Annotated in this window: 8 protein-coding genes; 5 read left to right on the forward strand and 3 right to left on the reverse strand. The window is 45.6% G+C overall.

The genetic code is table 11. From position 1 onward, the window contains the following. Positions 1-36: 36 nt before the first annotated feature. Complete coding sequence (locus HQM11_16755) at positions 37-834, reverse strand: hypothetical protein (GenBank protein ID MBF0352685.1); 798 nt, start codon at positions 832-834, stop codon at positions 37-39. 575 nt (positions 835-1,409) lie between these two features. Between HQM11_16755 and HQM11_16760 the strand changes: the two genes are divergently transcribed. Further along, a complete protein-coding gene (locus HQM11_16760; protein MBF0352686.1) occupies positions 1,410-2,627 on the forward strand; it encodes an iron-containing alcohol dehydrogenase in 1,218 nt (405 codons plus the stop codon). Between the two features lie 105 nt (positions 2,628-2,732). Here HQM11_16760 and HQM11_16765 read toward each other — a convergent pair whose 3' ends face one another. Next, complete coding sequence (locus tag HQM11_16765) at positions 2,733-5,102, reverse strand: CZB domain-containing protein (GenBank protein ID MBF0352687.1); 2,370 nt, start codon at positions 5,100-5,102, stop codon at positions 2,733-2,735. Positions 5,103-5,367: 265 nt separating this feature from the next. Between HQM11_16765 and HQM11_16770 the strand changes: the two genes are divergently transcribed. From HQM11_16770 to HQM11_16780, 3 genes are all read left to right on the forward strand, one after another. Continuing rightward, positions 5,368-6,510, forward strand: coding sequence for a hypothetical protein (locus HQM11_16770; protein MBF0352688.1), 1,143 nt, complete (start codon positions 5,368-5,370; stop codon positions 6,508-6,510). A gap of 98 nt (positions 6,511-6,608) precedes the next feature. Then, positions 6,609-8,648: a DUF3488 domain-containing protein gene (locus HQM11_16775; protein ID MBF0352689.1), complete on the forward strand. Its 2,040-nt coding sequence runs from the start codon at positions 6,609-6,611 to the stop codon at positions 8,646-8,648. A gap of 36 nt (positions 8,649-8,684) precedes the next feature. Then, a complete protein-coding gene (locus HQM11_16780) occupies positions 8,685-9,905 on the forward strand; it encodes a SpoIIE family protein phosphatase (GenBank protein ID MBF0352690.1) in 1,221 nt (406 codons plus the stop codon). On the opposite strand, the gene HQM11_16785 is transcribed toward HQM11_16780, so the two are convergent. Beyond that, positions 9,906-11,684, reverse strand: coding sequence for a methyl-accepting chemotaxis protein (locus HQM11_16785; GenBank protein MBF0352691.1), 1,779 nt, complete (start codon positions 11,682-11,684; stop codon positions 9,906-9,908). It abuts the gene before it with no gap. A 317-nt stretch (positions 11,685-12,001) separates the two neighbouring features. Between HQM11_16785 and HQM11_16790 the strand changes: the two genes are divergently transcribed. After that, the gene (locus HQM11_16790) at positions 12,002-12,403 is read left to right on the forward strand and encodes a hypothetical protein (protein MBF0352692.1); all 402 of its coding nucleotides are present in this window, start codon (positions 12,002-12,004) and stop codon (positions 12,401-12,403) included. The last annotated feature ends 37 nt before the right edge of the window (positions 12,404-12,440 follow it).

Raw genomic sequence — 12,440 nt, forward strand, 5'->3', positions numbered from 1 at the left:
AGTTATTTTTCGAATGTTCCTAAGTCTGCATTTTTATCATGGCCGTTGCTTCAATTGATTTACCATGTCCTGCATCACACTCCGCATACGATCGGCTTCCACTTGCAACTGCTGACGACGAACTCTGGGATCGTGCCCCAACTCTTCTGCCTGAAGAATTGGATAATAACGTTTTGTATAAACCGTAAGATGAGGAATGCGGGTCATGAGCCATGGCAAGCCATAATGATCGGCGTTTTTCAGAAAAGCGTCATCAATTTTGTCCACAAACGGTTGAGCCAACATGATGCTTTTCAAGAGTTTTTTCCGCCATGGCTGTTGGATATTGATTGTTTTCTGCCATTTCTCAAAACCTTTGCAGATGACAAGCATGATGTCACAGCGTGCACGCAACGCAATTTCGATGGATTTGGGAGAACGAAAAGGCTGAACATCCAGACCATTGCCATACATGCTATATTCCCCTTCAGGAGCCACCCCCAGAAAATCCATCTGATTGTCTTCAAAAAGCTGAATATAATCCTCCACACCAAACCGTTTCTTCCCATGCATGGGCAGTCCCAGAGCCTTTGCCAAACCAGGAAAACTCATCACTATTGGATGGGCGATCGAATTGAATCGTTTGTGCCCAAACCCCAGTTTGTTCATGCGACTGATCATGGCGCAGGCACTGGCAAGGGGGCCACTGAAAGGGCCATGATTGAACACGGCTATTGTTCGGGTTTGTGTTTCCATATAATTTTCCATGTCAAAATCATCGAGATAATCCACCTCCTTGACAAACATGGATAATAACACCTGGCTGACAGTCGCAATCTGTTGAATCTGTGGCATGCTGTTTCTCCTGTTATCATGAATTTTTTCCACCTGCAGGTGGTTTGAAAATGAGCCGCTAAGAACGCTAAGAACACGAATAAAAAGGTTTTTTATAAATGAAGTCCGCAGTAAAACCCTGATTTTCAAGTTTACAGGTGCATATTCCCTTTTTTACTTTGTGTTCTTCGTGTACTTCGTGGCTAAAAAAGTACCTGCACAGCTCGAATTTTTTCATAAAGCTGACTGTGTCACTTCGAGTTGAAAGCGAGAAATCTTAAAAAAAATCCGCGCATTTCTCATTGGGATTGGTTTAATGGGTTTCTTAACGAGAATGTCCATGATAGACAAATGGATTTTTCCCGCAGTCCGGTTTTTATTGATGAAGACCCTGCTTGCCATTTGACAATGACTCCTTTTATGTTTACTGAGTGAAGAGTCGTTGTCATGACGTTATTCACCAGTCCACTACGATCATCGTCAGAGGTTTCTGTTTTATCGAAACAGTTCGTCGATAATCCAGATTTGTAGATTCGCATCATTTCAAAGGAGCTACCATGATACAAAAAGGAATTTCAATGATTGAAGATATCGGCATGTCCGTTGTCCCCTTCAAACTTCAGGTCAATGGGTATCAAAACTACCAGAAAGTGTTGAAGGAAGTGGCCAAAAATCTTCCGTTTCCCGCACCAACCTTATTTTCCGGACCGGGATCTTCCCTTGAGTTGTGCAAGGCAATCGCCTATATGGGCACCAAAAAACTGTTGATTGTCACAGATGCCATGCTGATAAAAATCGGATTGCTGGATAACATCAAGAAAGCCCTGGAGCAACATAAGGTAGAATATGTGATTTATGATGGTGTTCTGCCTGACCCGACCTTTGCGCAGGTGGAAGCCGGATTGACCGTGCTGAAAAAAAATAAATGTGACGCGGTTCTGGCTGTTGGCGGTGGATCCTCCATGGATGCCGGCAAACTCATTTGCGCACGAGCGACCAATGACAAACCTCTGCCAAAATTTGCCGGACTGTTCAAGGTCTTCAAAACAATCCTGCCCTTGTTCGTGATTCCAACCACTGCTGGTACTGGCTCAGAAGTCACCATTGCGGCTGTTGTGTCTGATCCTGTGGCACACCAGAAAATTCCGGTGATGGACCCGAAACTGATCCCAACCATGGCGGCACTGGATGGAGCGTTGATGACAGGTTTGCCGCCAATGATCACCGCCGCGACAGGAATGGACGCATTGACCCATGCGGTTGAAGCCTATATTTCAGCCAATGCCATGCCCTCCACAGACAGTTACGCGTTGGCGGCAACCCGGTTGATCATGGAAAATCTGACCAATGCGGTGAAAAATGGTCAGGATGTGGAAACCCGCCAAAACATGGCACAGGCATCCTATTACGCGGGACTTGCTTTCACACGGGCCGGAGTGGGATATGTCCATGCGATTGCCCATAACTTCGGCGCGTATTATCACACTCCGCATGGGCTGGCGAACTCCATTGTACTGCCACATGTTCTGGATTATTCCAAGGAAACCTCCATGCCACGCCTTGCTCATCTTGCGGTTATCAGCGGATTGCAAAAAGGCAAGGAATCCGATCAAAAACTGGCTGATAAATTCATTGCTCACATTCGGGCGATGATGAAGGATTATAATATTCCGGAAAAACTGGAAGCCCTGAAAAAAGAGGATATTCCCGCCATTGCCAAAGCAGCCCTGAAAGAAGCGCATTTCACCTATGCGGTGCCCAAATACATGGATCAGGCTACCTGCGAAAAACTGATCAGTAAAATGATGGTGTGATTAGTCAGAATTAAAAAGCCACTATCAAACGGATCCTTATCCGGCCTGTAGAGACGCGCGAATCGCGCGTCTCCGGCGGCACACCTTCTTGTTGAAGCAGGCGGTTCATTGCGTCTGTTGTTCCAGTTGATCCAGCAAATTGACAATTTTTTCACTCAGAGTCGCAATGTTTCGTGACTGTTTCTGTGCTTTTGCGGACTGTCCCTGAGTTTTCAACTGAATGATTGTTTTGATCAGCTCATGAAGTTTGGTATGTTCTGACTCAAGCGTTTTGATAGTAGACAAATTCCCCCACTTGTTCATGGCCGTTCCATAGAGCCATTTTCCCAGATCACAATCACGATGCGAGACGGCTTGATCTTCAGTCAGACTTTCCTTGCCCTCCAGAAAATTCTGAATCCTGCTACGCCATAGCAGATGCTTGGTTTTTGCGGCTTCAAAATCAAAAACAGCGTCTTGATTTCTGCCAACGGCCCGTTGTCTCTGGTCAATTTTAAAGAAAGAGACCATTTCCATTTGTTCACCGCTTTGCATGGAAAGATCGTCTGAAGCCGCCGCCATTTCCTCGGAAATGGTAGCGTTGCGCTGAATCGTTTTGCTCAGTTGCTGAATGGCACTGTTGATCTGGGCAATGCCACTTTTTTGTTCACCGGCCGCAACTGTGATTTCCCGAACCAGTCCCGCTGTTTTCTGAATGTTGGGAACCAGTGTTTGAAGCATGTGTCCGGCTTTCTCGGAAACCTCCAGACTGGATTGTGAAAGTCCCATAATCTCGGCCGAGGCCACCTGACTGCGTTCGGCCAATTTTCGAACTTCAGTCGCAACCACGGCAAAACCTTTCCCCTGTTCACCCGCTCTGGCGGCTTCAATGGCGGCATTCAGTGCCAGCAGATTGGTTTGGCGGGCAATTTCATCAATGATGGAAATTTTTGAAGCGATTTCACGCATCGCCTGAACCGCTTCAGCCACAGAGTCACCACTCAACTGAGCTTCTTTTGCGGATTTGTTGGCGATATTTTCGGTATTTTTTGAATTTTCCGCAGTGTGTTCAATATTGGCGGACATTTCTTCAATCGAAGCGGATGTTTCTTCAATGGCAGATGCCTGTTGGGTTGAACCATGAGCAATTTCTTCAGCGATGCTTTTCAATTGAAGACTTTTCTGATTCATCTGCTCAGAGGACTCCACAATATGCCCGATGATGTTCCGGAGATTTTTAATCGCGCTCAACAGACTTTTACCCATTCGTCCCAGTTCATCATGAAAATCGAAGGATTGCTTCACATTGAGATTGCCCTGCGCCAGTTGCACCGTCACTTCAGACACGGTGATTAAGGGGTGGGTGATGCTCCGGGTCAGCAGGAAGCCTAATAATCCTGAAAGGGCGAGGCCCACCAGCACTGCCAGCAGAATGCCCTGCCAGACAGATCGTGTGGTGGCACTGGCCATATCAACAGTCCGGGCAATGAGTATTCTGGATTCTTTTTCGATGGTCTGTAGTTGCTCAATCATGCGCTGGGCGATGTCATCCGCATGCGCATCCAGTTGGTTCAGATGAGCCCTGATCTCCCGTACTTCATCCGCCAACTGAATCAGCCGGGTTCCTGCCGACTGAAATTTTTCTGAATGCAATTGTTCAACGGCCATCAGCGTCTGCCGGATTTCCGGAACCGTGACGGGATAGATCCGGCCTTCCCGGGTTTGTGCTCCATTTTTCAGGGCAGTCACCCATGTTCCAAAGTCGCGGATACTTTCCAGATAGGCTTCCCGTGTTTGTTGAAGCCGATCCTCCTGATCAGCACGCTGGTATTCCTGCAACCAGATCCAGGAAAGTGCCAGAGTTGTTTTCATTTCCATCGACATATCCGCCCAGGTGTTTTCAATCTGTAGAACAGATGCCGTATTGCCTTTTTCAATAAGCGTCTGAATCCGTTCCTTGACCTGACTTTCCAGTTTTTCCGCCAAGGCAATGACCTGTTCAAAAATCACGAATGATTCACGAAGGGTTTCCTCCCGGGTTTGCATGAGTTCATTACGTTTCAGAACATTTTCCTGAATTTTTTTGATCTGAGGTTGGAGTTGCGTGTTATGAAATTCATCCGTGTCTGTCACCACCTTCCGCAGTTCTTTATCGCTGGTGGCATAGAAGGCACTGCCAGCAATATTTCCACCGCTCAGAATCGCTTCCGCATAGCTATCAAAATGCGCGATCATCTGCTGATGCGCATTCCAGGCATCGTTCAAGTCCTGTAAATTGTCAGCTTCGATCAGTTCCATGATGAGTTGCATGTCTCTGGATACCGAATAGGTCATTTCCTGGGAAGCCTGAATCAGGGGTGTTGTCTCATTCAGCAGGCGCGTGGCATCATTCACCCGCATGACCCCGTTGTAAGAATAAACACCCGACGCCACAAGAATGCCGCACACGAGTAAAAAACCCGTAATCAAGCGAATAGAAATGGAAACGTTTTTCATGTGTTCTCCTGCGTTATTTCTGTTTTTTGAATGTGATTCAATACGTTCATGTTTCTTTCATGAACCATTTTCAGACTGAAGGTCAATAAAAAACTGGTTTGACCCGTATTATTTGTTTCCCGAGAATGTTCGATTCCTTTCCTTCAATCTGGTTATTGCCGTTTTGCGGCGCTTAAAACTTTTCATAATCAAATTGTTTGTGATTGCACATCCCATACTGGAAGGTTATATACAACCATCTCATCAGTCTCATGTCAGGAGGATTATGAATCAGCAATTGAATCGGGAAACAGCAGAAGGACTGCTGCGAAGTCGGCAGTTAGAATCCATGACCATCATGGATATGGTGGATGACATTATGGATGATGTCAAAATGACAGAATTTGTGCCAGACTCAGTCTGCCAGATTGATCCGCGAACCGGAGAACTGGTTGTGTATAACTCATCCCGTGCCAAGCGGATTCATACGACAACCAGCCAGGAGCAGAAAACTACGTCAGAAGAAGTATTCTGTCCCATCTGCAGTGGTCAGAGCACCGGCATTATTGATCTGACCCCTCAGTCAGAAGGCTTCACCTTCATCAACAAAAACCTGTTTCCAATTCTGCATCCGATGGAGCATCTGCTGGAAGACGCGGTGTCGACCCCCTTGTACGCCGACCCGTTGCACCACGGCAGGACATCGTATGGTTTTCATTTTTTGCAGTGGACCAGTTCTCTCCATGAACGGGATTGGCACAACATATCGCATGAAGACGCATTGATCTGCATGGAACGCCTGGCATGCATGGAAAAACAGTTGCTTTATCAAGCCAAGGGATTCATGCCGCCCACCTCGAGTTCCAATAGCGGTCAGCCAACCTATGGTTATGTTTCGATTATCAAAAATTACGGCCATGAAGCAGGAGCCTCGCTGACTCATGGCCACCAGCAAATTGCCCACAGCAACATCATGCCCCAGCGTTACTTCAACAATCTTGGTTTTCTAAGCCGCAACAACCGTACTTTTGCAGAATACATGCTGAAGGAAAATCCAGCCAAACTCATGATTCACGATTATGGTGCGGCCGTACTACTTGTGCCGTACTTCATGCGACGACCTTATAACATGCTGCTGATCATGAAAGATTTCCACAAACAATATCTTCATGAACTGAATCTCGAAGAAAAGACAGCTCTGACCCGGGGACTGCAAGACTCCATCAAGGCCCTGATGACAATCATGCCACAACTGGGAAAACAGCCTGCCTACAACTTGAACATCAACAATGGTCCGGGAGCAGGATTGTATGTGGAAATTCTGGCGGCAACCCAGATTACCGGAGGCTTTGAGCAGATCGGCCTTTGGGTATGTCAGGCAAGTCCCTATGACATTGTGAAAACCATTCGGGAAGTGTTGAAATATTGAACAGCAATTTCGCCACGTCTGAAACTGGCGAAACAACGACTATGGCCACTCTAAACCACCATTTATACAAAATTTTCATCACCCCAGAGTTGCACTGAATGTTCCGGTCACTAACCATAGCCAGCCTTTACAAATATTCCATGCTGGGACTGTTGGGTTTGACCTGTGTGCAGCTTGTTTACAGTCAGATTCTGTCATGGCCGGTGATGCTGAGCGGATTGGTGCTGTATGGTTGCATGGTGCTCAATTATCAGTCTTCCCGACCGCGATTGAGCGACAGGATTACCGGCGGTTTTCTGATTCCTGTACTCGGTTTCTGTTTGTATCGGGTGATTGTTGAAAAAAATAATCCTGTTCAGGAAGCTCTGGTTTTTATCTTTTTTCTGAATGTCATCTGGCAGGGAGGACGCGCCAAACTCGAAGACTACTGGAACCGGCACAGTTTTTTGTTTCTGCTGAATATCCTGACCACCAACATGAATCTGGACTGGATCAGTTTTCTGTTATTCATCCTGTTCATGATGGTTTCAGTGCCTGTGATGGGGGTGGGGTTTTTATATCATTATGAAAAAAAATCAGTTTCGTTTGTAGAACAATCCCAGAAACTGCGCTGTCTCCTGCCTGTGCTCAAAGGAACTCCGTTTGTTCTCGCCGCCGGCTTGCTCCTGTTTTTTCTGATTCCCCGATCCCCCTTTGCCCTTCTGAGCCTATCCCAGAACCGGTCAATTCCCGCAACGGGCTACACCAATCAGGTGGCCCTTCTTGGCGATGGTGAAATTCAGGTTGATCAACAGGCCATGGTTCGTGTCTATTCGCCAAGTCCTGAATGGGCTGACCGTAATCCGTCCTTCCGTTTTATCCGGGGAAATACGCTGGACGCGTTTGATGGCAGACGCTGGCATAAAACAGATCCGATGGTCCAGTCTTTCCGACCGGGACAGGAAATCATACTTCACCGTGATTCATCTCTGGCAAAGAAAGCTGTGGAGTTGACCTTTCTGCTGGAAGCAACCCTGGACAAGGAATTGTTTGTTCCATGGGGGGAACTGATTCATTTCAACCCGGCCAATTTTTATAACACACTTTTGCAGGATGAAAGTGGAAACCTGATCAGAAAAAATATCCGTCAGATTCGAACCAAATATGAGACAGGAATATTACCAGAACGTTTTTTCACACGGCTGACCGATGCCCAGAAGGCACGATACCTTCAGATCCCAACAGACTCATGGCAGGGATTTTCTGAATTTCGCAAATGGGTTGAAACCGTGTTGCCCCAAAACAAGGATGCCACTGAACTGACAAGACTGTTGAAACAGCATTTTGATCAGGAATTCACAGCATCCTACATGAATGATTTTTCAGGAGAGGATAAACTGATTTCATTCCTGACACAGGAAAAAAAAGGCCATTGTGAATATTTTGCCTCCGCCGCGGTATTGGCTTTAAGGTTCAGGGGAATTCCATCCCGCCTGGCCGCAGGATATTCCGGCGGACAATGGAATTCGGTCTCGAATGTTTTGACGTTCAATAATGAACATGCCCATGTGTGGGTCGAGTATTTTGAAAACCGGCAATGGCATCTGTTTGATCCAACCATTGCCTCCCCCTTGCTACAGATCAATCTGAACTCACCGTCCCTGTGGAAACAATATGTGGACGCAATTTCCTTCTGGATCGAAAGTTACATGGTGGATTATACCTTTGACACACAAAAGCAGATCCTTGTTTCCTTGAGTGAAATGGGAAAAACAGACGCCAACACCGATTCCACCAGCTCATTCTGGTCAGCGGGTTCGTCATTCCGGATTAAAATCATAGTTGCTGGAATAACAGGTTTGCTGGCCACTTATTGGCTGTTGAGAAAGACAAGAGGGCGTGACCGGAAATTTCAGACCTACCCTTCCGCTTACCGGATGGTTTTGAAACATATGGAATCGATTTATGGTCAATTTCCCCCTTCCCTTAGCCCGAAAGATATTTTATATACCATTCAGGATCAGATGAGCCCCAATGAACAGGAAGCCGCCCGAACAATCATTGACGCCTATTACGCCTTTCGTTATGGACAAAAAGAATTTAAGAATCAAATGCTGACAAACATGTGGCTCAGGGCTGCAAAAACCCCGGATATTTGATTTTCCGGATCTCAGTTCAATAGTAGAGAGAGTTCGATGGACATTGGAGAAAAACTATACCCGCATATTTTTGATCAGTTGCGCCAATCGCGGTATACCAAACATATTTCTGACAAATCACTGGAAAAACTGCTGATATATTCGGACTTTCGCTGTTACATGAAGAATCGGGTCATTATTCATCAGGGCGAAATCAATCATCATTTGTTTGTGCTGGTTTCAGGAGCCATCACGGTCAAGGTTGACGGAAATTTTATTTACACCTTACGTCGTAACGGCGACATTTTCGGTGAGATGAGCCTGATCACAGGAAATCCTTCCAGTGCCCATGTAGAAACCAATGAAGACAGCGATGTGATTGCGATTTCGGCAGAAGTTCTCAAACAGGTTTCTCCAGAAGATGAAACACTGATTGAGGACTCACAGGTAGAGATTCGTCTGATTCTGCATGAGTGGTTTTCCAGAATTCTCTCAGAAAAACTGTTTTTAACCTCGGAAAAGGCTAAACTGTATGAAGGTTTGAGCCAGCGAATGAAAAAAGACCTGGATAATGCCAAAAAAGTCCAGGAAGAAGTGTTTTATTCCAACCTGCAAAACATACCCGGATTCCAGTTGCATTTGAAATCAGAATTTGCCAGTGAACTTGGCGGTGATCTGTTCGGTATTTTTCATGTAAAAAAACAGCTTTATGGAATTTTATTGGGAGATGTGACAGGCCATGGAACTGCATCAGCACTGCTGGCCCTGAGTACCTGGAATGTCTTTCATGATGAAGCCCTTCATGTGGAACACCCTCTGAAAACCATCACAGCCGTCAACGCCTCCAGCCTTAAATACATGCCCGACAATTATTTCATCACCGCGTTTTATGGCGTGTATGATTCCTCCAGTCATCAATTGAGATATGTGAACGCGGGCCATCATCCCGGCATTTTAATCCGGAATGAGACGATCACCACTATTCCGGTAGCCAAGGGTTTGCCGTTGGGAGTATTTCCCTCTGAAATGTGTAATTATCATGAGTTTTCACTTCAGTTGCAGTCGGGAGACCGTCTGGTTCTTTGTACGGATGGCGTGTTTGAATACATGCAGAGTAAGAATGTTAATGGATACAATAAATTAATATCCATTCTGGAGGAACATCAACATCTACCCTCAGAAACTCTGAAGGATTTTCTGTATGAGTATGGAAAAAAACTCTTGTCCGATAAACAGTATGAAGATGATTTCACCCTGATGATTTTTGATGTTGCCTGATCACAGAAATTCAATACTGCTGATTTGCTTCAATTTCTCTTCATTTTGTTCCATTTTCGACAACTCCTCAATGATGCGTGATACCGCATGATCATCCAGCTTGAAATGATCAAGCAATATCAGTTTGATCCCCATACCCAGACGAACAAAACCAAAGGATTTGGAGTGGTTTTCGATCAGAATTTCCAACGCCAATTCAAAATATTCCTGAATACGCTTCACATTGTTGAAGACGATTTTGATATTTTCGGTCGCATACGCCACATTGCGTGTTGATTCCTGGCTCGCCTTAGTGATGTTTTCCACCGACTGTTTGATTTGCGTGGCCGCGATGTTTTCGTTTTGAACAGAAAGATCAATGGAGTTGTTGATTTTTGAGACCTTGTTGATGATGGAAGTCATATTCTGGGTATGACTCAATGCCTGTAAAATGCCATTCTGCACATGCTCAATCTGTTGGGCGATTTCGTTGTTGGCCTCAGAAGTTTGCTGTGCCAGTTTTTTCACTTCTTCAGCGACCACCGCAAAACCCTTACCTGCTTCTCCTGCGCTGGCGGCTTCAATGGTCGCATTGAGCGCAAGCATGTTTGTCTGACTGGCAATGGTATCAATCAGTTTCACAACCCGCCCGATTTGCTTGGCGGTTTCACCCAACTGATTCATGGTAGTCAGTGTCTCCTGGGCACTGGCATCCGCCTCTGCTGAAATGTTCATGGCATCTTTGGTGTGCCGGCTGATGGCCCCAAGCGAGTTTGCCATTTGACGAATTGAAACAGACACCTTGCCGATATTATCAGAAATCTGTTTGGCGTTATCGTTGATTCCCTTCATTTTTTCTGAGCTTTCATCCGCGGCGGCTATGATCCCGCTGACAGTTCGCTTGATATCATCCACCTGCTCTTTCATATTGGACTGGTTGTCCCGTAGTTCATCCGCACTGGAGCATATTGTGTCGGCCGCGCTCAGGATTTTGTCAACCATCACAAGGATGTCCGGTTCGGCAATATTTGTTGCCGTATTGAGCCGCCGACTTTTAGGCGGTTGGGGCGCTTCACTCATTTTGAAGGTCATGAGTTCTTCAAGTTTCTGCTGAACTGTTTTTGCGCTTTCTGTCATCACCTGCTGATTGCTTCTGATTTCAACAACACCGCCTTCCACCGATTTTGCGATGTTCGACACCTGATGAACCATGCCCGACAAATCATGCGACAACACATCCAGTGCGAGATACAGGTGATGGGTTCTTTCTGAAATATCATTCAGTTCCATCACACTGGTTTCAAAGGGTTGGGGAAGTCGACGACCAGAATCCTCAGAGACGAGCTCCAGAATCTGGCTGATTCGACTTTTGATTCGTTTTGCCAGTTCATCAATACTGCTCTGATAATCTTCCACGGTGGCATCATCCGAAAAAGCCCAGTCCATGATTGCCAGAAGTTTTTCCAGCAGTCTGGCGGAGTCTTCATGCAAATCACTCAACTGCGCTCCTGCAAATTCCAGATGACGCTGATCACAAAGTCTACTGAGTTCCAGATAGCCCTCATGCAACACCTGTAACAGGTGCATTAGAACACGCTCGAGATGATGAATATTTTCTTCATGACGATTGTTCTGAAGCAACAGATAATAACCAAAGCCACCAGATCCCGCGGCAATCAAACAAAAAAGCATTCCCAGCCAGGCCAACCAGAGTGGCATGTGAATAAAAAGACCTACGTTCACAAGGAGTCCTCCCAGACACCCGAACACCAATATGCCAAAACCTGTTTTATATTTCATGTCAACCTTTGAAATGAGAGTGTGGCCAGGGCAATGAATCAGACCTCACAATCGGTTTTGTGATGATTTATATTTATAACTTGTTGTCAGCATCCATTAAACGTAATTGTTTTAATACTATCGTCAAGTAAACCTAAAGATTCTGTAGCAACAAATAGTTCATGAAACAATAGAGCTATAAATTATTCATTATCAATCCGGTTGCATCAATTCTTACTTCCTGCTGATTTTTATTTATCAAAATGATGCTTCCCCCACAAGAGACAAAAACCGCTTTATTTCATTCATTTGTTATTTGACTTTTAAAAGGAACCCTTATGAAGAACCCAAAATCGCTTGAAACATCCAGAATCAGCATCACCGCTCATTATACCAGCTATGTCTGGGCTAAAAACAACTTATCACATCCCTTATTGACAACATGGCAGGGAAAAGCTGGATACCACCTACTTGATCCGTTGATGAAACTCGGACGTTCGCTGGGCATCAATGACCTTGAAACCACGCTCCTCCAACGGCACCATATCATTGATCATCTGCTGGAAAAATTGGTAACTGAGCATCAAGTGAGCCAAATTATAGAATTGGCCTGTGGATTATCCGCCAGAGGATATCGATTCATGAAAAAATTCCACCTGTGCAGGTGTATTTTACGCAACCAGTTTAAACTCAAGGACATGATGCTTAAACCAGGTTGGATATTCCTGATTCTTTTTTAAGGCCGTCACCGAAGCCAAGGCCACACTCCCTGCCTTA

Source organism: SAR324 cluster bacterium (assembly GCA_015232315.1).
GTDB lineage: Bacteria > SAR324 > SAR324 > SAR324 > NAC60-12 > JADFZZ01.

What these genes read in the sequence shown, in the direction of transcription:
- HQM11_16755 (MBF0352685.1), bottom strand. Translation starts at nt 834, where the DNA reads ATGCCACAGATTCAACAGATTGCGACTGTCAGCCAGGTGTTATTATCC.
- HQM11_16760 (MBF0352686.1), top strand. Translation starts at nt 1,410, where the DNA reads ATGTCCGTTGTCCCCTTCAAACTTCAGGTCAATGGGTATCAAAACTAC.
- HQM11_16765 (MBF0352687.1), bottom strand. Translation starts at nt 5,102, where the DNA reads ATGAAAAACGTTTCCATTTCTATTCGCTTGATTACGGGTTTTTTACTC.
- HQM11_16770 (MBF0352688.1), top strand. Translation starts at nt 5,368, where the DNA reads ATGAATCAGCAATTGAATCGGGAAACAGCAGAAGGACTGCTGCGAAGT.
- HQM11_16775 (MBF0352689.1), top strand. Translation starts at nt 6,609, where the DNA reads ATGTTCCGGTCACTAACCATAGCCAGCCTTTACAAATATTCCATGCTG.
- HQM11_16780 (MBF0352690.1), top strand. Translation starts at nt 8,685, where the DNA reads ATGGACATTGGAGAAAAACTATACCCGCATATTTTTGATCAGTTGCGC.
- HQM11_16785 (MBF0352691.1), bottom strand. Translation starts at nt 11,684, where the DNA reads ATGAAATATAAAACAGGTTTTGGCATATTGGTGTTCGGGTGTCTGGGA.
- HQM11_16790 (MBF0352692.1), top strand. Translation starts at nt 12,002, where the DNA reads ATGAAGAACCCAAAATCGCTTGAAACATCCAGAATCAGCATCACCGCT.